Origin of the sequence: Streptomyces sp. NPDC056883 (genome assembly GCF_042788835.1) — a bacterium.
GTDB classification, from domain to species: domain Bacteria; phylum Actinomycetota; class Actinomycetes; order Streptomycetales; family Streptomycetaceae; genus Streptomyces; species Streptomyces stoeckheimensis.
Window position 1 is genome coordinate 472782 of the sequence record NZ_JBHUBS010000001.1, and the last position, 21471, is coordinate 494252.

The window sequence follows — 21471 nt, forward strand, 5'->3', positions numbered from 1 at the left end:
GAGGCCTGTTTTTGTCGCCTTTCCCCCCCCCCTCTCCCCCCCCGCACGGCTCGGCCGGCGCCTCAGGCGGTCATGACCCGCTCGGGCTCCCGGTGCCCGCCGCCCGGCGCCGACACCTCGGACGTCGGGCGCTGCCTGATCGGCCACCACAGGGACCAGCCCAGGAGCGCGGCCAGGGCCGGCACCAGCACGAGCGACAGCACGAACGCGGAGAGCAGGATCCCGAGGCCCGTGGCGAAGCCGATCTGCTGCGTCGCGGAGCCCTGACTGGCGGCCAGGCTCCCGAAGGACAACGCCAGCACCAGGCCCGCGGTCGCGATGGCGGGCGCCGTGTGGCGCACGGCCCGGGCCACCGCCGCACGGGCCGGACCCGGCCGGTCCATCTCCTCCTTGATCCGGTCGGTGATCAGGATGTTGTAGTCGGTGCCCAGCGCGACCACGAACAGGAACAGCACCAGCGGCAGCGAGAAGTCCACGCCCGGCCGGCCCGCCGCGTGCTGGAACACCAGCGTCGAGGCACCCAGCGTGGCCGCGAAGCCCAGACCCACGGACAGCATCAGGACCACCGGAGCGAGCAGGCTGCGCAGCAGCAGGAACAGGATCAGCGCGATCAGGGCCGCGGCCACCGGGAAGACCACCTTCAGGTCCTTGTCCACGGCGGACGCGATGTCGGAGAAGACCGCCGCGGTACCGCCGACATGCGCCTCGGTGCCCTTCGGCCGGTGCGCGGCCACCGCGTCCCGGACCGGGCCGGACACCAGGTCGCGGGCCTCCTGTCCGTGCGGATCCGCGGTCGGGAACACATCGATGCGGGCCGCCCGGCGGTCCTCGCTCAGCACCGTCGGCGCCACCTGGCCCACTCCGGCGACCGAAGCCAGCGCGCGGGAGAGTCCGCCGAGGCGCTCGGCCGTCAGCGTGCTCCCGTCGGTGGCGGTCACGAACACGCCGGCCGGATCCGACACCCCGGCGGGCAGCGCGCGGGCGATCTCGGCCGCCGTCGCCGCCGAAGCCGTGTGCTCCCCGCCCGGGCTGCTCTGCCCGTAGTCCATCCGCATCCCGATCATCCCCGCGGCCAGTGCCCCCAGCAGGGCCACCGAGGCCAGCACCAGGGTCAGCGGCCGCCGTGCCACCAGGCCGCCCATCCGGGCGGCCACACCTTCGCGCGGCTCACGCTGCAGTGCCCGCGAGGGCCAGAACATCCTGCGGCCGGTGACCGCGAGGATGGCCGGCATCAGGGTCAGGCTGCCGAGCAGCATCACCAGCACGGACACGGCGATGGCCGGTCCCAGCACCCGGAACTGGCCGAAGGTGGCCACCGCGAGGGTGGCGAACGCGGCGACGATGGTCAGTGCCGCACAGGTGATCGCCGTACCGACCCGGCCGGCGACTTCGGCCGCCGCGGCCCGGCCCGACTGCTCCGGGTGCCTGCGCAGGTGCTCGCGGAAGCGGAAGAGCAGGAAGAGGAAGTAGTCGATGCCGATGCCCACCAGCACCACGCTGATCAACTGGGGCGTGGACGCGTCGAGTTCGATCCCGGTCAGCAGCGCGGTGCCGACCACGACCCCGGCCGCCGCCCCGCCGATGATGCTGACGGCGATCAGCGGCAGCAACGCCGCCAGAACGCTGCGGAACACCAGCACGTGCAGCAGTACGATCACCGCGAGCATCACGGCGCCCACGATCTCCGACCGGGTCTCCTCCGCGTCGGCGGTGTCCACGGTGTCCGCGAGCCCGGCGGTGAACCCGGTCCGCAGATCCTCCTCCGCGAAGGCGGCCCGGGTGTGGTCCCGGAAGGCCCGGTACAGGTCCTGCATCCCGGGATCCATGGGATTGCCGGTCAGCTCGACCGACAGCAGCCGGAAGCTCCGGTCGGGCGCCGTCATCGCCGGGCTGATCCGGGGCACCTGGGAACGGTCCTGCACCAGGAAGGGCGGGGTGTCCGCGGGCTTCGGCATGGTGATCCGCTGCCGGGTCAGCTTCGCCGCCTCGGAGTCGATCCGCCGCTCGTCGGCGGCGGTCAGCGGCGCACCGTCGGCGCGGGCCACCAGCACGGTCAGCGGGTTGGCATCGGGCTTGACCCCGAAGTGCTCCTCGGCGACCTTCAGCGCGGCCGCCGAATCGTAGGAGGCCGGAAGGAACTCGCCGGTGCTCGTCTGCGTGGCGCGGAACACCAGCGCCTGGCCGGCGATCGTCAGGGCGATGCCCAGCACCGCCCAAAGAGCTATGACCTTCCATGGACTTCGGGTGGCGAAGGCGGTCAGGGCGCGGATCAAGGAGTCCTCCGTAACGGGGCGGCGGCCGGAGTCCCCGGCCTGCTCACCAGCTCATCAGCGGGCGCACCCCGAAACGTCAGGTCCCGGGAGGAGCTCGCACCCGGGAGCAGGGGCCGGTCCGGGCCCCCGACCAGGACTCAGGTCCTGGTCCGCACTCCTCCTGGGGGCCCGCGGTCCGGGGGCCGCCCGATGGGAAGATGGAATATGCCGACGATCAGCACGGACCTGAGTCCGAAGGATGCCCGGGCCCTGAACTGGACCCGCAACGACGCCCTCGTGGCCATCGCCGTCGTCGTCGTGGACCTCGTCGGCTATGCGTTCAGCGCGGCCGACAACGGCCGGCCCCTCTCGGTGTCCGCCCTCGTCCTCGTGGTCCTGACCGCGCCCTGCCTGCTGGCCCGGCGGGTCAGGCCGGTCGCCGTGCTCTGTGCCGTACTCGCCCTCGGCGTGGCGCTGAACCTGACCACGTCACAGGGCCCGCACTTCTCCGCGGGAGCGATCGTCGCCCTCTTCTCCGTGGCCCGCGTGTGCGGCCCGGCGGTCACCACGGCGGCCGCCGTGGCGACCGTCCCGCTGACGGTCATCGGCAGCGGCAGCGGCCGCGGCGGGACGAGCTGGTTCATGGGCCTGCTCGGCAACGCGGTCGCCGTCCTCCTCGTGGTCGCCGCCGCGCTGCTGACGCGCCGCTGGCAGCAGGAGACCGAGGCCAAGCGCACCCTGCTCGCCGAACGGGCCGTGGCCGAGGAACGCCGCCGCATCGCCCGCGAACTGCACGACATCGTGGCCCACCACATCACCACCATGCAGCTGATGGCCGGCGGAGCGCGGGCCAACCTCGCGCGCGACCCGGAGGTGGCCCGCGAGGCCCTGGTCACCCTGGAGGGTTCCGGGCGGATGGCGCTGCGCGAGATGCGGCAGCTGCTCGACGTGCTGCGGGCGGGGGAGGAGCCGGAACACGCCCCGCCGCCCCCGCAGCCCGGCACCGGCGACCTGGACCGGATCGTCGCCGAGGCCAGGCTCGGCGGCCTGGAGACCGGGTTCACCGTGGACGGGCCGGTCCGCCCGCTGCCGCCGGCCCTCGGCCTGACGGTGTTCCGCATCGTGCAGGAGTCGCTGACCAACACCCGCAAGCACGCCGGGCGGCAGGCCCGGGCCCGCGTACGGCTGACGTACCGCCCGGACGAGGTGACGGTGGAGGTCCAGGACGACGGGGCCGGGGACCGGCAGCCGCCTTCGCGGGCGGCATCGGGTTCCGGCTACGGTCTGATCGGAATGCGCGAACGGGTCGCCCTGCAGGGCGGCACCCTGGAGGCGGCCGCCCTGGACCGCGGTGGATTCCGGGTGGCGGCGCGCCTCCCGGCGCCGCCCGGTCCGGACGCACCCGGGGGAGAAGGAGAGGAAGAACGCGGATGATCCGTGTGCTCATTGCCGACGACCAGCCGCTCGTCCGGAGGGGACTGGCCCTGATCCTGGCCCCCGAGCCGGAGTTCGAGGTCGTCGGCGAGGCCGGGGACGGAGCCGAGGCGGTCGCCCTCGCGGAGCGGCTGCGGCCCGACGTGGTCGTCATGGACATCCGGATGCCGGTCCTGGACGGGGTCGGAGCCACCGGGGAACTGGCCCGGCTGCTGCCGGAGTGCCGGGTCCTGGCGCTGAGCACCTTCGACATGGACGAGTACGTGGTCGCCGCCCTGCGGGCCGGAGCCTACGGGTTCCTGCCCAAGGACGTCTCCCCGGAGGAGCTGACCGCCGCGATCCGCACCGTCCACACCGGCGAGGCGGCGGTGGCGCCGCGCCTGCTGACCCGGCTGATCTCCACGTACGTACGGGTCCCCGCGCGGCCCGCCGGGCGGACGGCCGAGGTCCCGGCCGAACTCACCCCCCGGGAGCGGGAGATCTGGCAGCTGCTCGCCACCGGACTCGACAACGCGGAGATCGCCGCAGACCTGGACATCAGCGTCTCCACGGTCAAGAACCACATCACCGGCATCTTCGGCAAGCTGGGCGTCCGCGACCGGGCCCAGGCGGTCATCGCCGCGTACGAATCGGGTGTGGTGGAGGTGGCCGGCGGACCGCGCTGAGCGCCAAGTCCCGGGGGAGTACCGGGAGGAGCCCGGTGCGCACACGCCTGACCTGCCGGAACATCCCCGGAACACTGGAGGATTCACCCGTGCGCCAGGGGGCACGTCCATGGCACAGTGCGATCAGTCCAGCCGCACGACCAGGGAGTCTCCATGAGCGATCCGCATTCCACGCAGCTCGCGGCCGCCCCCGAGTACCGGGCGGAGCCGGGGCAGCCGAGTCCGCTGCCGTGCTGCCCGGTGTGCCAGGACGCCCCGGAACGCATCTCCTGGCGACAGCGTCCGGGGCAGCCGGTGCTTCTGGTCTTCGAGCCCTGCGGGCACCGGCACGGCTCTCCGGCGGCGCCGGTCCTGGCCGTGAGCCCCCCGCCCGTCACGGGCTGGGGACGGGCCCTCGCATGAGCTTGCTGATCCACTGGATGAGCCCGCCGTCGTACATGCCGGGAGCGTAGGTGTAGGCGTCGTGGCCGCCGCCCTCGTCGACGTGGAACATCGTCTTCACGGGCCCCTTGCCGTAGTCCTTGATGAACTTCTCGATCGGGGGCCGGTTCTGGACGTCGCTGCCCTTGGTGCCGACCTGGAAGGCGAGGTCCACCTCGGGGCCGCCCCGGTCGATCAGCTTCTGCGCGAGCTCGGGCGGGCTGTTCTCCGCCTTCTCCTCGGGGTGGCCGTTCCACAGCCGGGAGTCGGGGACGATGTCGGGCCCGCCGGCGATCACGGCGCGGAACCGGTCGGGATCCTTCAGCACCGCCTTGAGCCCGGCGAACCCGCCGGAGGAGCTGCCCATGAAGGCCCAGCCGTCGCGCGACTTGATCGTACGGAACGTCGCGCGGACCAGGTCGGGGACGTCCTCGGTGAGCCAGGTGCCCATCTTCGGCTGGCCGGGGATGTCGCTGCCGTCCCAGTACAGCCCGTCCTTGTCGGACGCCGGGTTCAGCACCGGCATGGCGAGGATGAAGGGGAGGCTGGCGCCCTCCTTGGACCACTTGGAGATGTCGGCCTCCAGCTTGAGGTTGCTCCCGCTCCAGTAGTTCTGGTCGAAGCCGGGCCCGCCGGGCAGCGCGATCATCACGGGGAAGCCGCTGTGCGCGTACTTCGGGTCGTGGTACTGCGGCGGCACCCAGAGCCAGACCTTGCCGGTGAAGCCCGACTTCTTCCCGGCGAGGGTGGTCACCATCACCTTGCTCCCGTCCTCCGGGATGGTGCCGGACACCTTCAGCTCGGGCGCCGGTCCGGTGGGCATCAGGGTCAGCGGGTCGCCCGGCGCGTCACCACCCTTCCCCGAGGCCGTGGTGCGGGGCTCGTCGAGGTGCACGGTGTCGCCGCCGTCGTCGGACCGGTACAGGTGGGTCACGAACCCGATGGTCATCCCGACCACGGCCGTCAGCGGGACGGCCACCCCGACCCACCGCCGCCACCTGGGAGGCCGGCCGGGGGCGTGCCCCTGGACCCGGGCGTGTCCGTGCTGCGCCTCCCGGCGTTTGCCGTGCTTCATCGTGCGTGACTCCTGAGCCCTGTACGGAGGCCGCCGGTATGGCTGCCGGGGAGTGAGAGCCCCCGACGAAAGGAACGGTTCGCCACCAAAGGTTATGAAAAGGGCAAAGAGCCGGTCATCCGTGCCGGGCGCGCGCCCCCTAGGCGTCGGCGGGGGCGGGCTGGAGGTGCGCCGGGTCGGCGGGGCGCTGGCGGTCGATCAGGGTCGAGGCCAGGAGCGCCGTCACGGCGGAGATCACCAGCAGGGGCATCAGGGTGGACGCCTCCTTGCCCAGCAGAGCGGCGGCCAGGACCACGCCGGTCACCGGGAGCCGGGTGCCGGCCACCCCGGCCGCACAGATGCCGGCCGCCAGGGCGGGGGCCATGCCGAAGCCGGGAAGGCTGCCGAAGGCGATGCCGATCGATGCCCCGATCATGATCGACGGGAAGATGGGGCCGCCGCGGAGGCTGCCCAGGGCGATGCTCCAGCCGATCAGTTTGAAGACGGAGAGGGCCACCAGCGCGCCCACAGCCCAGGACGAGGGGTCGGCGGCCAGCTGGCCGACGGTGTTCTGGCCGGACAGGGCCACTTCCTCGGGGGAGCGTCCGGTGATCAGCGCGTAGCCGGTGACGCAGACGCCGACGGCCACCGCGCACAGGACGATCCGCTGCGCGGAGGTGCCCGTCCAGGCGTGGACGCGCAGGCCCGCGGACTTGCCCAGGGCGATGAGGACGCCGATCAGGGCGGCCATGGGGATGCCCCACAGGAAGTCGCCCGCGTCGGGCAGACCGGCGGCGGGTTCCTTGGGGAGGGTGAGTGCGCCGATGCCGAGGCCGGTCCAGTGCCCGAAGCCGGTGAAGACCAGGGCTCCGACCCCGCTGGAGACCAGGGCGGGCAGGATCAGGACGAACAGCCGGGCGCCCCCGGCGACGAGGGCGGCTCCCTCCAGGATCATCACGACCGGGATCAGCGGGCTGCCGAAGATCGTACTGATGGCGGCGGTGGATCCGGCCATGCCGAGCACGGTGGCCAGCTCGGGCTGGGCCGTGCGCTGGGCGGCGCGGAGGCTGAGCAGGGCGAGGCCGCTTCCCATCGCCATCAGGGGCGCCTCGGGTCCGAGCATCACGCCGAGGGGCAGGCAGACCAGCGCGGCCAGGATCACGCTCGGCGTCTCGCGGGGCATGGTCGCCGGGCCGCCGAAACCGTAGGCGGGGACGTGTCCGCCGCCGCCGGCCATCCGCGTGATGATCGGCGCGGCCAGCAGGCCCGCGAGGGCGAGCGTGGGCAGGCCCCACCACCACGGGGCGCGGTCGTAGCCGAGCAGGTCGGGCGCGGTGTGCCACACCCAGTGCTGCAGCTCGTGCTCGAGGCTGACGAAGCCGAAGGCGAACAGCGAGACCGGGATGCCGACGAGCGCCGAGAGTGCGAGCAGCCTCAGGGTCGCGGGGGCGAGGAGGAGCTGACGGAGCGATGCGGGCTGTTGAGCCTGTTCCATGGGTGCCGGGCCCTCCAGAAAAGTGCGCAGTTCGCTCCAGGGTCGGGGCGGGAGGCGGTTCGCGCAGGGCGGGTGGGCCATACGGGTGAGAGAGCGACATCCCCCTTCGTGCTCAAAGATGCTCGTTGACCAGCCATTCCAATCATCTTCCTTCAAATAGGGCCTCCGGACCGCTATGTTGCCCGGTGCATGCCAAATGGTGTGTCCGCAGCCGGACCGCACGAGGAGCCGCCCCATGAGACTCATCAGCATCCGCAGAAGCCCACGGCGGCGGCGCGCCCCGGCGGCCGCCCTGCTCGCCGCGGCCCTCGCCGTGACCGGTCTGGCCTCCGCCGGCCCCCTCTCCTCCGCGGCTTCGGCGGCCGCTTCGGCGCCCGCCCCCGCCACGGCCGGCGACGCCACCGGCCTCACCCAGTCCGGGAACACCTTCACGATCGCAACCGCCGGCGGGGCCAAGGCCCGGGTGGTCGTCGCCCGCGCCGACATCTTCCGGCTCTGGCTCTCCCCCGACGGAGCCTTCACCAACGACCCGGCCGGCACCGATCTCGCCCCCACCACCGACTTCGGCCCCGTGAGCGCCGCCTGGACCGACGCGGGCACGTACTACAAGATCACCACCGGTTCCCTGACCATCCGGGCCAACAAGACCCCGCTGCAGTTCTCCGTCTACCGGGCCGACAACTCCACCCTCGTCTGGCAGGAGACGCAGCCCACCTCCTGGACCAGCAGCCAGACCACCCAGTACCTCGCGCGCGGGACGGACGAGCAGTTCTACGGAACGGGCCTGCGCCTGGGCGAATGGGCCCTGCGCGGCAAGACCGTCCCGATCGCCGTCGACAACAAATGGCGCGAGAACAACAACGCCAGCCCCGCGCCCTTCTACGTGTCCACCAACAACTACGGCGTGATGCGCAACACCTGGGCCCCGGGCTCGTACGGGTTCAACGCGCCCACCACCCTCACCCACGACGAGAAGCGCTTCGACGCCTGGTACTTCACCGGCGACTCCCTCAAGACCGTCCTGGACGCCTACACCGACGTCAGCGGCAAACCCTTCATGGCTCCGGCGTGGGGCTTCGAACTCGGCAACGCCGACTGCTTCAACGCCTCCAACCCGGCCTACCAGGGCGACCACAACCGGCTCCGCCACCAGACCACCCCGGACGTCGTCGGCTATGCCACGGACGCCCGCGCCGCGGACATGCCCTCGGGCTGGTTCCTGCCCAACGACGGCTACGGCTGCGGCTACACCGCGCCCCTGAAGTCCACGGTCGACGCACTGAAGGCCAAGGGCTTCCAGACCGGACTGTGGACCTCGACGGGCCTCGGCAACATCAACGACGAGGTCGGGGTCGCCGGTTCACGCGGCGTGAAGACCGACGTCGCCTGGATCGGCGGCGGCTACAAGACGGCGTTCTCCGGAGTGCAACAGGCCGTCGACGGCATAGAGAAGAACTCCGATGCCCGCCGGTACGTCTGGACCGTCGACGGCTGGGCCGGCACCCAGCGCAACGCCGTCGTCTGGACCGGTGACACCAACGGCACCTGGGACGACATGCGCTGGCACGTCCCGGCCGTCACCGGCGCCGGCCTCTCCGGCTTCAACTACGCCACCGGAGACGTGGACGGGATCTTCGCCGGCAGCCCCAAGACGTACGCCCGCGACCTCCAGTGGAAGGCCTTCACCCCGGCCTTCATGACCATGTCCGGCTGGGGCGCGACCGGCCCGTCCGCCGGCTACCAGGACAAGCAGCCCTGGCGGTTCGCGGAGCCCTACCTCTCGATCAACCGCAAGTACCTCCAGCTGAAGATGCGGCTGATGCCGTACCTGTACACGATGAGCCGGACCGCCCACGAGACCGGCGTCCCGAGCACTCGCGCGATGGTCCTGGAGTACCCCGATGACCCGGTGGCACGCGGGAACCTGACCAGCGGCCAGTTCATGGCCGGAGACTCCTTCCTCGTCGCGCCCGTCGTCTCCGACACCTCCGTGCGCGACGGCATCTACCTCCCGGCCGGCACGTGGACGGACTACTGGACGGGCAAGACCTACGCCGGACCGGGCTGGCTCAACGGCTACCAGGCCCCGCTCGACACCCTGCCGCTGTTCGTCAAGGGCGGCGCCATCGTCCCGATGTGGCCGCAGATGAACTACACGGGGGAGAAGCCCGTCTCCACCCTCACCTACGACATCCACCCCCGCGGCGCCACCTCCTTCAGCCTGTACGAGGACGACGGCATCACCCGCGCCCACCAGACGGGAGCCTTCGCCCGCCAGCAGGTCGACGTCACCGCCCCCGCCTCGGGCTCCGGCACGGTCACCGTGTCCGTCGCCGCCCCGGCCGGCAGCTACACCGGCAAACCCGCCTCGCGCGGCTACGAGTTCAGCCTCCACGTGGCCACCGCCCCCACCGCGCTCACCGTGGACGGCGCCGCCCTCACCCGGCTGACCAGCAAGGCCGCCTACGACGCGGCGGCGACGGGCTGGTTCTTCGACGCCGCCGACCGCGGCGGAATCCTGTGGACCAAGACCGGTACGAAGTCGGCCGCCTTCAGCATCTCGGCCACCGGCACCTCCGTCCCGGCCGCCGACCCCATCCCGGTCACCTCCAACCCCGTCCCCCAGTCGGCCTGGACCCTGGTCTCCGCCGACAGCCAGGAGACCGCGAGCGAGAACGGCGCCGCCCGCAACGCCTTCGACGGGAACACCGGGACCATCTGGCACACCGCCTGGTCCGGTGGCACCCCCGCCGCGCTCCCGCACGAGATCCAGATCGACCTCGGCGCCCGCTACACGGCCGACGGCCTCGGCTACCTGCCCCGCCAGGACGGCGGGGTCAACGGCCGGATCGGCGGCTACGAGGTCTACGTCTCGGACACCACCACCGACTGGGGATCACCGGTGGCCACCGGCACCTTCGCCGACACGGCGGCCCTCAAGTCGGTCCCCCTGTCCGCTAAGGCGGGCCGCTACCTCCGGCTGAAGGCGCTGACCGAGGCCGGCGGCCGGGGCCCGTGGACCAGCGCGGCCGAGATCACCCTCACCGGCCGTCCGACCCCGCTGCCCGCGGCCGCCACCCTGGTCAACGGGGCCTCGGCCAGTTGCCTGGACCTCCCGGGCAGCGCCACCACCCCCGGCACCCAGCCCACCCTCTACAGCTGCCACGGCGGCCCCAACCAGCGCTGGACCCTGCAGGGCGACGGCCGGCTGACCGGCCTCGGCGGGGTCTGCCTGGACGCCGCCACCGCCACCGCCGTCGCGATCCAGTCCTGCAACGGCAGCTCCGGCCAGACCTGGCAGACCGGCCCGGACGGCAGCCTGCGCAACTCCGGCCAATGCCTGACCCCGGCAGGCTCCGCCACGGCCAACGGCACCCGGCTCACCCGGGTCGCGTGCGCCACGACCGCGGCCCAGCGCTGGACGTTCACACCCTGACCCGGAGACCCGCGGGGTTCCCGGCTTCTCCGTGATCCCCGCCCGACGAGGACCCTCCGACACCCCCCACCGAGCCCGGCCCGGCATCCAGCCGGGCCGGGCTCCGGGGTCTGACGGCCCGGCGGCTACGGTGGGGCCGCGATCCTCCACCCCTTCAGGAAGGTGCTCATGCCCGCCGGAAAGATGCACGCCGACGAACCCGACATCGACACCGGCCTCGTGCGCAGGCTGATCGCAGGTCAGTTCCCGCAGTGGGCGGGGCTGTCCGTCGAGCGCGTCGACTCCGCCGGCACCTCCAACGCCATGTACCGGCTGGGCGCGGACCTGGTCGTACGCCTTCCCCGCACACCGGGCGCGGCCGGCGACGTGGGCATGGAGCACGTCTGGCTGCCCCGGCTCGCCCCGGGCCTGCCGGCCCCCATCCCGGTTCCCATCGGCATGGGGCGGCCCGCCGAGGGCTACCCCTGGTCCTGGTCCGTCTTCGGCTGGGTCCCCGGCGAGAACCCCGTGCCCGGCCGGATCGCGGACCCGGACCTCCTGGCCAAGGACCTGGCGGAGTTCGTCTCCGCGCTGCGCCGGGCCGATCCGACGGACGCCCCGGCCTCCTACCGCAGCGAGACCCTGGCGGCCCGGGACGCCGAGACGCGTGGCGCGATCGCGGAACTGGGCGCGAGCGCCGATGCGGACGTGGACACCGCGGCGGTGACCGCCCTGTGGGAGGAGGCCCTGCGGGCCGATCCCTGGTCCGGGCCGCCGGTGTGGATCCACGCCGACCTGCAACCGGGGAACCTGCTCCTCGCGGACGGAAGGCTCGCCGCCGTCATCGACTTCGGCTGCGCCGGTCTCGGCGAACCCGCCGTCGACCTGATCGCGGCCTGGTACGTCCTCCCGGCCGCCGCCCGCCCGGCCTTCCGGGCCGCACTGGACGCGGACGACGCGATGTGGACGCGCGCCCGCGGCTGGGCCCTGTCGATCGCCCTCATGGAGTTGAACTACTACAAGGAGACGAACCCCGTCATGGCGGCCATCGCCCGCCACGTCCTCGGCGAACTCCTCGACGGCGGCCCGGCGACTACAGGCGCACACCACCGTCGATGACGACGACGGCTCCGGTGGTGAGCCGCAACGAGGTGACGGCGCCGATCAAGGAGCAGGCCACGTCGTCCGGGTCCGCGGCGATCCGCAGCGGCGCCGACGCCGCCTGGGTACGGACCGCGGCCGGATCGCGGCCGGGGACGAAGCCGGTGTCGACCGCTGCCGGCGAGAGGTTGATGACGCGCACCTGCGGGCCGAGCACGCGTGCCAGGGACGTGGCCATGACGTCCAGACCCGCCTTGGCGGCGCAGTAGGCAATGCTGCTGCCCAGCCCCGTGGAGCCCGATATCGAGGAGACGGTGGCGATGACCGCGTCGCCGGAGGACCGCAGCAGCGGGGTGAACGCGCGGATCACGGAGAAGGTGCCCCGTACGTTCACGGTCAGGATCCGGTCGAACTCCGCGTCCGTCAGCCCTTCGAGGTCGGCATGGGCGACCTGCTTGGTGGTGCCTGCGGAGTTGACCAGTACGTCCACCACACCGTGGCGGTCGGCGACGAGTCCGGCGGCCCGGCGCACGGCGGCGGAGTCGTCGAGCGGTATGCGGGCCGTGCTGTGTCCGTCCCCGGGAAGGGCGGCGACGAGGTCTTTCGCGCGGCCTTCACCGGAGTCGTAGCCGACGACCACACGGGCTCCGGCCTCGGCGAGACGCCGGGCGCACGCGGCCCCGATGCCGCTGCTGCCACCGGTGACGACGGCCACCTTGCCGGTCAGGTCGAAGAATCCGAGGCCACCCGTACGCACTTCGGTCATGAGCACATCCTTGCTTCGACGTGAACAACCTCATGGAAATGATTCACGCTATCGCGGAGCCTTTCGGTGGGCAATGGGTGAAGGTGTGCCGAGGAAAACTGTCCGGATCGGGCTACGGAATTGAATTCTCCATTTCATCTTCCGTACCGGACGGCGGGAGCCTCGTTGTGACGGATTGCACTGATCGGGCCGTGTTTCACTTCCCGGCATCGAAGGTAGTGCAGGTCGAAGCCAGTGGAGAAGGATCAGGCCATATTGGCGGGTTGGCGTTTGTCGTTTGCCGACGATGCGCAAAACTGAAAAGGAACCGCAGAGTGCTCGCCCGGACGATATTCGACCTGTATTCGACCAGCACTCGCCCAGTACTCGACCTGTATTCGCCCCGACGTTACCGGAGTGATAATGGATTTCTCGCCCGCGCAGTCGTACCAATGGACCGGCCGGATCCTTCAGGCACTGCGCCGGAGCCTTCTCGATCAAGATTTCCTGGAAATTCTCCCCGCACTGCTGTCCGCCCAGGACGAGCCGGGCGCACGGCACTCCGTCGCGGTCCTGGGCGACCGGGCGCGCCCGCACGTCAAGGACGAGGGCGACCGCGTTTCGGTGGAGGGTCGATGGGTCTATCAGCTTCCCGTGAGTCATTCGGTGGAAAAGCAGATGGCTCTCGAGCACGCGGACCGGATCTACTGCGTCACCCCTTGTCTGCGTCTTCTCATGGAAGGCGAGGAGACGTCGGGAAGGCACCTGTACACGTTCTTTCAGGTGGTGGTCGAGTGGCGGGCCGTGGACGCGAACGAGGTGTTCACGGTCACCGAGGACATCCTCGGCGGGCTCGCCCGCCATCTGGAGCCGATCCTCCCGGATGAGGACCGCGGGGCGGCGGAGCGCCTGGCCGGCCTGCGGAGCGGCCCTTATCCGCGGATTTCCTTCGCCGAGGCGCTCGCCCTTGCCGGGCGAGGGCCGCGGGAGCCGCAGAACACCGATCTGACCCATGAGGAGGAGCGGATCCTCACCGAGAAATTCACTTCACCGTTCTGGATCCACCGCTATCCGCTCGGTGTGCGCGATTCCCTCTACCAGCAGGGCGAGGACGGGCTCCAGGAGACCTACGATCTGATGCTGCCCGCAGGCCACGGCGAACTCGCCACGGGAGGACTCCGGCCCAAGGACGCGGACGAGATCTCCGAGCAGTCCCGGTTGCTCGGCGGTGAGCCGAACCGCGTGTACGCGGAGTGGAAGAAGCGGTCCGGGATACAGACGGCCGGCTTCGGGCTCGGCCTGGAACGGCTGGTACGGCACATCGCCGGTGCCGGCAGCGTCCTGGACCTCCTGGCGGCCCACGACTCCGGCCCGAACCGGCGGATCGGGTCGGGCGAACGGTGACGCTGTCCTTCCACTGGTTCCTGCCCACGTACGGCGACGGGCGGAACGTGGTGGGCGGCGGCCACGACGTCGCCGCCGGCAGCAAGGAGGAACAGCGGCCCGCCACCGTCCGCTACCTCGCGCAGATCGCGGTGGCGGCCGAACAACTGGGCTTCGACGGTTCGCTCACCCCGACCGGCGCCTGGTGCGAGGACGCCTGGGTGACCACCGCCATGCTCGCGCGCGAAACGGAACGCCTCAGGTTCATGGTCGCCCTGCGCCCAGGCTTCGTCTCCCCGACCCTCACCGCCCAGATGGCCGCCACGTTCCAGCGGCACTCGGAGGGCCGGCTCCTCCTCCACGTCGTCACCGGTGGGGAGAGCGGGGAGCAGCGGGCCTACGGCGACTTCCTGGAGAAGGGCGCCCGGTACGGCAGGACCGGCGAGTTCCTGGAGATCGTGCGGCGGCTGTGGGGCGGCGAGTCGGTCGACTTCAGCGGAGCGCATCTGCGCGTGGAGGGCGCCCGGCTCGGCCGGCTGCCCGACCCGGTGCCCTCCGTCTACTTCGGCGGATCGTCGCCGGAGGGGATCGAGGTCGCCGCACTCCACAGCGATGTCTACCTGACGTTCGGGGAACCACCCGCGCAGGTGGCGGAGAAGCTGGATCGCGTACGGGCACGCGCCGCGCAGGCCGGGCGGCGACTGCGGTTCGGCATCCGGCTCCATGTGATCACCCGGGACACCGCCGGGCAGGCCTGGGCCGAGGCCCGGCGGCTGCTCGAAGGGTTCGGCCCTGAGGCGATCCGATCGGTCCAGGCCGGCCTGCGCGCCAGCGAATCGGAAGGCCAGCACCGGATGCGGGCGCTGCACGGAGGGCGCTCCGACGACCTGGAGATCACGCCCAACCTGTGGGCCGGCATCGGCCTGGTCCGCGGCGGAGCGGGCACGGCCCTGGTGGGAAGCCACCGGGACGTGGCCGACCGGATCACCGAGTACCACCGGCTCGGCATCGACGAGTTCGTGCTCTCGGGGGTCCCGCACCTCGAAGAGGCGTACTGGTTCGGCGAAGGCGTGCTCCCGCTGCTCGCCCGCGAGGGACTCTGGGCCCACCCGGCGCACGACGGAACGGCGCACGGTCGACCGGCGCACGATTGACCCAAACGCGACCGATCGGCGGCAGGACTGGCAGGAACGCGACCGACCCGACCGGACGCTCGGCCGGGGTATGGATGTTTGTCGGTGCCCGTTGCGAGGATGAGCGCCATGACGCCTTTCCTTCTGACCGACATCGACCGTGCCATCCGCAGCAGTTGGAGCGAGCAGACGTGCACGCCCGAGTACCGCGATCGATGGACCCGGGAGAACCCGGCCCGCGACCAGTGCGGTGTGACCGCCATGGTGCTCAACGACCTGCTGGGCGGCGAGCTGATCCGCGGCGAAGTCCTCGTCGACGGCGAGCGCGTGGACTACCACTGGTGGAACCGCCTGGGCATGGGCATAGAAATCGACCTCACCCGCGAGCAGTTCGGCCCGGAGGAGAAGATCACCGAGGGCATCGTCATGCCCCGCCCTCCGGAGAGCGAATGGCGTCGCCTGCGCACGGAGTACGAGCTCCTGCGCGGCGAGGTCATGGCCAAGCTCGCCGGTGCCCCCGTAGCTTCTGCCTAGCGGCAGCGGGTCGGCACCCGGTCCCGCCCTCGCGATGGCGGGCCCGGGTTGCCGCCCTGGGCCGTGAACTGATCGTCGGACAGCCGGACATCCAAGTCAATCCTCCGGTTTTCTGGTAACCCCCAAGAGATACCTTGGGGTTGTGACCCTCGATGATCTGCGCGTCTTCGTCGCCGTCTGCCGGGCCGGCAGCCTCAGCGCCGTCGCCCGCGACCTCGGCCGTACCCAGTCCGCCGTCAGCCAGCACATCCGCCGCCTGGAGAAGGAGACCGGCGCCGCGCTCCTGGAGCGGCACCCGCGCGGAGTCTCGCCGACCGGGGCCGGGCTGATCCTCCAGGCGGCCGCCGCCGACGGGATCGCCGGGCTCGACGGAGCCCTGCGCCGGCTCGACGCCCTCGTACGGGACGACGGCGGCTCGGTCCGCGTCACCACCGGGGCCACCACCGTGCGCCATTTCATGGCCGAGGCGATCGTCTCCTTCCGGCGCAGCCACCCCCGGGTCAGCCTGGAGTTCCAGACCGAGAACTCCAGCCGCAGCTGCTTCGAAGCCCTCGCCGCCGACGACCTCGACCTCGCGTGGATCACCATCGGCGCCCCCGTGCGGGGCATCGAGCAACGCCCCGTCATGCGGCTGCCCTGGGTCCTGGCGGTCGGCGCCGACGACCCGCTCGCCTCCCGCCCCCGCCTGGAGCCGGCCGAGCTCGGCTCCGTCCGCCACATCCGGCTGCCCGAGAACTCCACCTCCCGCGCCCACCTCGACGCCGCCCTCGCCGAAGCGGGCATCCGGATCAGCTCCGACACCAGCGCCGCCGACTGGGACACCGCCCTCCTCCTCGCCGAACTGGGCCTCGGCCACGCCGTCGTCCCCGCGCTGCCCGGCTGGCAGGTCCCCGGATCAGACGGGCCGCTGCGCCTGGTCCCGGTCCCCGCCCTGCCGCCGCTCGCCGTCGGCTGGGCCGTCCGGCGCTGGTCCGCCCTCGCCCCGCTCGCCCGCGCCTTCGCCGACGAGGTGGCCCGCAGCTGCATGACCCGCGCGGCCGGCCCCGGCGGGCCGTGACGCGGGCCGTGGGGGCGTGGCGGGTTCTGGCGAGGCCGGCCGTGACGCGGGCAGTCGTGAGGCGGGCAGTCGTGACGCGGGCAGGAGTCCTACGGCGGCCAGCGCGGCCAGCACGGCGGTCGACGCCCCGGTCCCCGCGGCCACCGCGATGCCGAGGGCGGGCCCCACGTTCATCGCGGTCTGCTTGAGCCCGCCCACCACCCCCGCGTGCCCGGCGGGGGCGTCCCCGACCACCGTGCCGGTGGCCGTCACCATCACCGCGGCGAAGCCCGCGCCGAGCACCCCGAAGCCCCAGCCCGGACCCAGTCCCGTGATCCCGAGCGCCACCAGCCCGGTCCCGGCCATCGCCGTCCCGCGGGCGCCGAACCGGCGCAGCAGGGCCCCCGCCAGCGGTGCGCCGACGACCATGGCGGCCGTCATCGGCAGCACGCGCAGCCCGGTGGCGAGCGGATCCAGCCCCGCCGCGTCCTGGAGCGCGAAGCTGGCCCCGAACAGCGCCCCGAACAGGGCGGCGGAGACCACGGCCAGCAGCGCGACGGACGCCGTCACCGGGACGGAGCGGGCCACCGGGCGCGGCACCAGGGGCTGGGCGGAGCGGCGCTCCGACCGGACGAGCAGGGCCGCCAGTGCGGCCGACGCGGCGAACCCGGCCAGGGTCCGGGGCCCCGACCAGCCGTGTTCGGGTACGCCGGCCAGCGTGTGGACCAGCGCCGCGAGGGCCGTCGCGAGGAGGGCGGCACCGCCGGGCCGGATCCGGCCGCCGGACTCCGCGGGCGGCGGCGCGGGGACCCGTACGAACAGGGCCGCCGCCGCGATCGCGAGGGCGGCGGGGACGTTCGCCACGAACACCGCGCGCCAGCCGAAGCGTTCAACCAGTACGCCCCCGAGGAGCGGCCCGGCCGCCGCGGCCAGCCCGATCGCCGCGGTCCGCACCGCGATCGGCCCGCCGATCCGCCCGGGCGGGTACGCGAGCCGCAGCAGGGCGAGCGTCGCCGGCTGGAGCAGCGCCCCGAACAGCCCCTGGGCCGCGCGCAGGGCGATCACCCAGCCGGCCCCGGGAGCGAGGGCGATGCCCGCCGAGGCGGCCGCGAAGCCGAGTACGCCGGTGAACAGCAGCCGGGTGTGCCCGTACCGGTCGCCCAGCCGTCCGGCGAGGACCAGGAAGGCGGCCACGCTCAGCAGGTACGCGCCGCTCGTCCACTGCACCTCGGCCAGACTCGCGCCCAGGTCCCGCCGCAGGCTGGGCTGCGCCATCAGCAGCACGGTCCCGTCGAGGGCGACGAGCATCGCGCCGGCCGCGCTGACGCCGAGCGTGAGCCGGGGCCTCACGGGCGCAGGTGGGCGTCGACGGCGGCGTCGACGACCCGGTCGAGGGAGCCCTCCGGGGCGCCGTCGAGGGCGAGCGGCAGACTGCCCCGGGACCACAGCTGGGCCACCCCGTGCAGATTGGCCCACAGTGCCGCGGCGGTGATCCGGGGCTCGTCGCCCGTCCGGCACCGGGCGACCAGGGAGACGAGCAGCTCGAACATCGGCAGCGTGGAATCGCGGAGCCGGTCCTCCCGCGGGCCGTCCTGCCCGGTCTCCCCGGAGCTGTCCAGCAGGTCGTGGCGGAACATCAGCTCGAACATGCCGGGGTGCTCCAGCGCGTAGCCGACGTACGCCCGCCCCAGCGCCCGCACCTGCCCGCGCGGGTCGTCCGCGCCCGGGCCCGCCAGGGCGGCCGGGAGGCGGGAGCCCAGTTCCCCGAACCCGCGCCGGGCGATCGCGGACAGCAGCGCGTGATGCGTGGGGAAGTACCGCCGCGGCGCCCCGTGGGAGACCCCGGCACGTCGGGCGATCTCGCGCAGCCCGAGCGCGGCGGTCCCCCCGCTCGTCACGAGCTCCACGCCGACCTCGACCAGCCGCTCGCGCAGCCCGCCGTCCTGCGTTTCCTGCTGCTCCCGTCGATCCATAGACACTGTCTACCACCGCCCCGCAGACAGTGTCTATCCTCACCCTTCCGGGATGATGGAGTGAGCGCGGCCGGGCGAGGCGCCCGGCCCGGCCGAGGGAGAGGTGACCTGCCATGGCGGAGCACGAGGCGCGCGAGGCCGGGCCGTCGGCGGGCGGACTCGAAGAGGGCCGCCTGATGAAGGAACTCGAAGCCATCCACCGCACGCGCCACGAAACCCTGCTGCACGGTTCGGACGACGCGCTGGTCACGCACACCCGGCGGATGGACGAACTGGAACGCGAGTACGTACGCCGCCACCCGGAACGCGCCCAGACGACGGGCCGCACCCGCTCGGGCGCCCGTGCCCGCACGGGCCCGGAAGAACAGGGCTAGCGCCGCACGCGGGGCGCCTACTTCTCGGCGTGCTCGCCCAGCACGAACAGCAGCCAGACGAAGCCGGCGAAGAGGTGCGTGCCGGCGATGTAGAAGAACGCGCGCAGCAGAACGCCGTTCTCCTTCCACTTCTCGTACTTCGCCGCGGCAACCGCCGCGGCGCGGGCCTGCTCGGCCCCCTTGTTCTCGTCCTCGTTCTCGTCCGTCATCACCCGAACAGCGTACGGGCGGGCCCGCCCACGTCCGCGTCGCGAAACAGATTTGCATCACGTGAGACAAATTTGTATCGTTTGATACGAAGGAGGATCGCATGATGAACGAAGAAGAGCTGCTGGACGGCGCCGCGCGCGTGCTCGCCGGTGATCACAGTGCCTCCATGGCGCACATCGCCGCAGGCATCGGCACCAGCCGCGCCACGCTCAGCCGCCGCTACGCCACCCGCGAGGCGCTCCTCAAAGCCGTCGCCGTGCGGGCCATCGACGTGGTCGACGGGTGCCTCGCGCCCGCCGACCTGCCCGGCACCGCCGACGGGGCGGAGTTCGACGCCGCGCTGGAGCGGCTCGTCACCGGGCTGCTGCCCGCCGCACACCTGTACGGGTTCACCGCGCGCGATGCCACCGTGCTCGCCGACCCCGAGTTCCGGGCCGGGATCCAGCGCCAGGACGAGCGGGCCCTCGCCTTCCTCGCCCTCGGCCAGCGCCTCGGCCGGCTCCGCGTCGACCTGCCCGCGTACTGGATCTGGTACTCGCTCTGGGGACTGCTCGACGCCGCCGCCGAGGGCGTCCGCGACGGGCACCTCGCCCGACGCGACATCGGCCGGCTCGTCCTCGCCTCCTTCCTCAGCGGAACCCGGCCGTCCCCGGCGGCCTGACCGCACCCCTGAACCCCTCCCGCGTACGACCGTGAAACAACCGTGAACGGAACCCCCATGCACACCCCCACGCAGGACCCGCGCCGCTGGATCGTGCTCGCGATCCTCTCCGGCAGTCTCCTGCTCATCTCGATGGACACCACGATCCTCAACGTGGCCTTCCCCTCGCTCGTCGGCGACCTCCAGCCGGGCGCCGTACAGCAGCTGTGGATCATCGACATCTACGCACTCGCCCTCTCCGGGCTGCTCGTCACCGCCGGCGCCCTCGGTGACCGCTGGGGCCGCAAGCGGCTCCTCATGGCGGGCTTCGGCATCTTCGCCCTCGCCTCGCTCATCGCCGTCTTCTCCACCGAGGCCTGGCACGTCATCGCGGCCCGCGCCCTCCTCGGCGTCGGCGGCGCCGCGATCATGCCCTCCACCCTGTCGATCCTGCGCAGCGTCTTCACCGACGCCAAGGAACGCGCCTTCGCCCTCGCCGTCTGGGCCGCCGTCTTCGGCGGCGGCATGGCCTTCGGCCCCGTCGTCGGCGGCCTGCTCGTCCAGGACTACGGCTGGCACTCCGCCTTCCTCCTCAACCTGCCCGTCACCGCGGTGATCGTCGCGGCCGGCCTGCGCTACCTCCCCGAATCCCGCTCCCCGCGCTCCGCCGGAAAGTGGGACTGGACCGGCGTCGGCCAGTCGATCGTCGGCATGCTCGCCCTCGCCGGCGGCATCAAGCAGCTCGGCAAGAGCGGTGTCGCCGACCCGCTGCCGTGGGCCCTGCTGGCCCTCGCCGGCCTGGCACTGACCCTGTTCGTCCGCCGCCAGCTGCGCGTGGACAACCCGCTGCTCCAGGTCCGGCTCTTCACCAAGCCCGCCTTCAGCGTGGCCGCCACCGCGATCTTCCTGCCCATGGTGGGCATGGGCGCGATCCTGTTCCTGGTCACCCAGTGGTTCCAGTACGGCCAGGGCTACACCCCGCTGGAGGCGGGCCTGCGCCTGCTGCCCGCCCCGCTCGCGCTGATCTGCGCCTCGATGGTCGCCCCGAGCCTCATGCAGCGCTTCGCGATCCGGCACGTGCTCGGCGGCGGTCTGGTGATCCTCGCCGCGGGCATGGCCCTGCCCTGGACCCTCCAGCAGTTCACCGGCCTCGGCTACCCCGCCTTCGCCGCGGCGCTGACCATCATGGGCCTGGGCGCGGGCATCGCCACCACCGTCGCCTCGGTGACCCTGATCTCCGCGGCCCCGGCCGACGAGGTCTCCAGCGCCGCCGCCATCGAGGAGACCTGCTACGAACTCGGCTCGGCCATGGGTGTCGCCATCCTCGGCTCCACCGCCGCCGCGCTCTACCGGGGCAACCTCCCTGTGCTGGACCTGGACGCCCCGACGCTCGCCGCCGTACGGGACTCCGTGGGCGAGGCCGCCCACACCGCCGAACTGCTCGGCGGCGGCCTCGGCCGGACCCTGCTCGACGCCGCCTCGCAGGCCTACACCCTCGCGATCACCCCGGCGTTCCTGATGGCCGGCGTCCTGGCGATCGCCGCCGCGGCAACCACCTGGACGCTGATCCCGCGCGACCTGCGGCCGACCGAGAACCACTGACGGAG

At 72.5% G+C, this 21471-nt stretch carries 18 protein-coding genes and 1 pseudogene; 12 read left to right on the forward strand and 7 right to left on the reverse strand.

All coding sequences use genetic code 11. The features are described from left to right. Positions 1–62 precede the first annotated feature (62 nt). Positions 63–2273, reverse strand: a complete 2211-nt coding sequence (locus ACFRU2_RS02265; protein ID WP_382966684.1) for an MMPL family transporter — start codon at positions 2271–2273, stop codon at positions 63–65. 204 nt (positions 2274–2477) lie between these two features. Here ACFRU2_RS02265 and ACFRU2_RS02270 point away from each other — a divergent pair, with 204 nt between their 5' ends. The 3 genes from ACFRU2_RS02270 to ACFRU2_RS02280 all read left to right on the forward strand — a co-directional run bounded on the left by ACFRU2_RS02270 (position 2478) and on the right by ACFRU2_RS02280 (position 4753). Beyond that, complete coding sequence (locus ACFRU2_RS02270; RefSeq protein WP_382966685.1) at positions 2478–3686, forward strand: sensor histidine kinase; 1209 nt, start codon at positions 2478–2480, stop codon at positions 3684–3686. Beyond that, positions 3683–4351, forward strand: a complete 669-nt coding sequence (locus tag ACFRU2_RS02275) for a response regulator (RefSeq protein ID WP_382966686.1) — start codon at positions 3683–3685, stop codon at positions 4349–4351. Before ACFRU2_RS02270 ends, ACFRU2_RS02275 begins: the two co-directional genes overlap by 4 nt. Positions 4352–4504: 153 nt before the next feature. Continuing rightward, positions 4505–4753, forward strand: a complete 249-nt coding sequence (locus ACFRU2_RS02280) for a hypothetical protein (protein WP_382966687.1) — start codon at positions 4505–4507, stop codon at positions 4751–4753. Here the strand turns inward: ACFRU2_RS02280 and ACFRU2_RS02285 are convergent. Both ACFRU2_RS02285 and ACFRU2_RS02290 read right to left on the reverse strand, forming a co-directional pair. Further along, positions 4725–5846 (reverse strand): alpha/beta hydrolase, encoded by a 1122-nt coding sequence (locus ACFRU2_RS02285; RefSeq protein ID WP_382966688.1) that lies wholly within the window; start codon positions 5844–5846, stop codon positions 4725–4727. The genes ACFRU2_RS02280 and ACFRU2_RS02285 overlap by 29 nt on opposite strands. 139 nt (positions 5847–5985) lie before the next feature. Beyond that, entirely contained in the window at positions 5986–7320 is a 1335-nt protein-coding gene (locus tag ACFRU2_RS02290; RefSeq protein ID WP_382966689.1) for a chloride channel protein, read from the reverse strand. Between the two features lie 235 nt (positions 7321–7555). On the opposite strand from ACFRU2_RS02290, the gene ACFRU2_RS02295 reads away from it, so the two are divergent. After that, positions 7556–10756 (forward strand): TIM-barrel domain-containing protein, encoded by a 3201-nt coding sequence (locus ACFRU2_RS02295; RefSeq protein WP_382966690.1) that lies wholly within the window; start codon positions 7556–7558, stop codon positions 10754–10756. A 168-nt stretch (positions 10757–10924) separates the two neighbouring features. Continuing rightward, the gene (locus ACFRU2_RS02300; protein ID WP_382966691.1) at positions 10925–11854 is read left to right on the forward strand and encodes an aminoglycoside phosphotransferase family protein; all 930 of its coding nucleotides are present in this window, start codon (positions 10925–10927) and stop codon (positions 11852–11854) included. Here ACFRU2_RS02300 and ACFRU2_RS02305 read toward each other — a convergent pair. After that, entirely contained in the window at positions 11829–12602 is a 774-nt protein-coding gene (locus tag ACFRU2_RS02305) for an SDR family NAD(P)-dependent oxidoreductase (protein ID WP_382966692.1), read from the reverse strand. The two genes, ACFRU2_RS02300 and ACFRU2_RS02305, sit on opposite strands and share 26 nt — an antisense overlap. 402 nt (positions 12603–13004) lie before the next feature. On the opposite strand from ACFRU2_RS02305, the gene ACFRU2_RS02310 reads away from it, so the two are divergent. The 4 genes from ACFRU2_RS02310 to ACFRU2_RS02325 all read left to right on the forward strand — a co-directional run bounded on the left by ACFRU2_RS02310 (position 13005) and on the right by ACFRU2_RS02325 (position 16688). Further along, positions 13005–13985 (forward strand): amino acid--tRNA ligase-related protein, encoded by a 981-nt coding sequence (locus ACFRU2_RS02310; protein WP_382966693.1) that lies wholly within the window; start codon positions 13005–13007, stop codon positions 13983–13985. Next, entirely contained in the window at positions 13982–15118 is a 1137-nt protein-coding gene (locus tag ACFRU2_RS02315) for an LLM class flavin-dependent oxidoreductase (RefSeq protein ID WP_382966694.1), read from the forward strand. Before ACFRU2_RS02310 ends, ACFRU2_RS02315 begins: the two co-directional genes overlap by 4 nt. A 108-nt stretch (positions 15119–15226) precedes the next feature. Beyond that, positions 15227–15631: a hypothetical protein gene (locus ACFRU2_RS02320; protein ID WP_382966695.1), complete on the forward strand. Its 405-nt coding sequence runs from the start codon at positions 15227–15229 to the stop codon at positions 15629–15631. 142 nt (positions 15632–15773) lie between these two features. Beyond that, positions 15774–16688 carry a LysR family transcriptional regulator gene (locus ACFRU2_RS02325; protein ID WP_382966696.1) on the forward strand — a complete coding sequence of 305 codons (915 nt, stop codon included), beginning with the start codon at positions 15774–15776 and terminating at the stop codon, positions 16686–16688. A 3-nt stretch (positions 16689–16691) separates the two neighbouring features. Here ACFRU2_RS02325 and ACFRU2_RS02330 read toward each other — a convergent pair. Together ACFRU2_RS02330 and ACFRU2_RS02335 are read right to left on the reverse strand one after the other, a co-directional pair. After that, positions 16692–17975: pseudogene (locus ACFRU2_RS02330) on the reverse strand (MFS transporter); the annotation flags it as partial. Positions 17976–18013: 38 nt separating this feature from the next. Beyond that, complete coding sequence (locus tag ACFRU2_RS02335; protein WP_382966697.1) at positions 18014–18640, reverse strand: TetR/AcrR family transcriptional regulator; 627 nt, start codon at positions 18638–18640, stop codon at positions 18014–18016. 113 nt (positions 18641–18753) lie between these two features. Between ACFRU2_RS02335 and ACFRU2_RS02340 the strand changes: the two genes are divergently transcribed. Then, positions 18754–19014 (forward strand): DUF6158 family protein, encoded by a 261-nt coding sequence (locus tag ACFRU2_RS02340; protein ID WP_382966698.1) that lies wholly within the window; start codon positions 18754–18756, stop codon positions 19012–19014. Positions 19015–19031: 17 nt separating this feature from the next. Here ACFRU2_RS02340 and ACFRU2_RS02345 read toward each other — a convergent pair whose 3' ends face one another. After that, entirely contained in the window at positions 19032–19223 is a 192-nt protein-coding gene (locus ACFRU2_RS02345; protein WP_382966699.1) for a DUF6126 family protein, read from the reverse strand. A gap of 101 nt (positions 19224–19324) precedes the next feature. Here ACFRU2_RS02345 and ACFRU2_RS02350 point away from each other — a divergent pair, with 101 nt between their 5' ends. Together ACFRU2_RS02350 and ACFRU2_RS02355 are read left to right on the forward strand one after the other, a co-directional pair. Next, positions 19325–19885, forward strand: coding sequence for a TetR/AcrR family transcriptional regulator (locus tag ACFRU2_RS02350; RefSeq protein ID WP_382966700.1), 561 nt, complete (start codon positions 19325–19327; stop codon positions 19883–19885). Between the two features lie 57 nt (positions 19886–19942). Then, the gene (locus tag ACFRU2_RS02355) at positions 19943–21466 is read left to right on the forward strand and encodes an MFS transporter (protein WP_382966701.1); all 1524 of its coding nucleotides are present in this window, start codon (positions 19943–19945) and stop codon (positions 21464–21466) included. The last annotated feature ends 5 nt before the right edge of the window (positions 21467–21471 follow it).

What these genes read in the sequence shown, in the direction of transcription:
- ACFRU2_RS02270 (WP_382966685.1), top strand. Translation starts at nt 2,478, where the DNA reads ATGCCGACGATCAGCACGGACCTGAGTCCGAAGGATGCCCGGGCCCTG.
- ACFRU2_RS02275 (WP_382966686.1), top strand. Translation starts at nt 3,683, where the DNA reads ATGATCCGTGTGCTCATTGCCGACGACCAGCCGCTCGTCCGGAGGGGA.
- ACFRU2_RS02280 (WP_382966687.1), top strand. Translation starts at nt 4,505, where the DNA reads ATGAGCGATCCGCATTCCACGCAGCTCGCGGCCGCCCCCGAGTACCGG.
- ACFRU2_RS02285 (WP_382966688.1), bottom strand. Translation starts at nt 5,846, where the DNA reads ATGAAGCACGGCAAACGCCGGGAGGCGCAGCACGGACACGCCCGGGTC.
- ACFRU2_RS02290 (WP_382966689.1), bottom strand. Translation starts at nt 7,320, where the DNA reads ATGGAACAGGCTCAACAGCCCGCATCGCTCCGTCAGCTCCTCCTCGCC.
- ACFRU2_RS02295 (WP_382966690.1), top strand. Translation starts at nt 7,556, where the DNA reads ATGAGACTCATCAGCATCCGCAGAAGCCCACGGCGGCGGCGCGCCCCG.
- ACFRU2_RS02300 (WP_382966691.1), top strand. Translation starts at nt 10,925, where the DNA reads ATGCCCGCCGGAAAGATGCACGCCGACGAACCCGACATCGACACCGGC.
- ACFRU2_RS02305 (WP_382966692.1), bottom strand. Translation starts at nt 12,602, where the DNA reads ATGACCGAAGTGCGTACGGGTGGCCTCGGATTCTTCGACCTGACCGGC.
- ACFRU2_RS02310 (WP_382966693.1), top strand. Translation starts at nt 13,005, where the DNA reads ATGGATTTCTCGCCCGCGCAGTCGTACCAATGGACCGGCCGGATCCTT.
- ACFRU2_RS02320 (WP_382966695.1), top strand. Translation starts at nt 15,227, where the DNA reads ATGACGCCTTTCCTTCTGACCGACATCGACCGTGCCATCCGCAGCAGT.
- ACFRU2_RS02335 (WP_382966697.1), bottom strand. Translation starts at nt 18,640, where the DNA reads ATGGATCGACGGGAGCAGCAGGAAACGCAGGACGGCGGGCTGCGCGAG.
- ACFRU2_RS02340 (WP_382966698.1), top strand. Translation starts at nt 18,754, where the DNA reads ATGGCGGAGCACGAGGCGCGCGAGGCCGGGCCGTCGGCGGGCGGACTC.
- ACFRU2_RS02345 (WP_382966699.1), bottom strand. Translation starts at nt 19,223, where the DNA reads ATGACGGACGAGAACGAGGACGAGAACAAGGGGGCCGAGCAGGCCCGC.
- ACFRU2_RS02350 (WP_382966700.1), top strand. Translation starts at nt 19,325, where the DNA reads ATGATGAACGAAGAAGAGCTGCTGGACGGCGCCGCGCGCGTGCTCGCC.
- ACFRU2_RS02355 (WP_382966701.1), top strand. Translation starts at nt 19,943, where the DNA reads ATGCACACCCCCACGCAGGACCCGCGCCGCTGGATCGTGCTCGCGATC.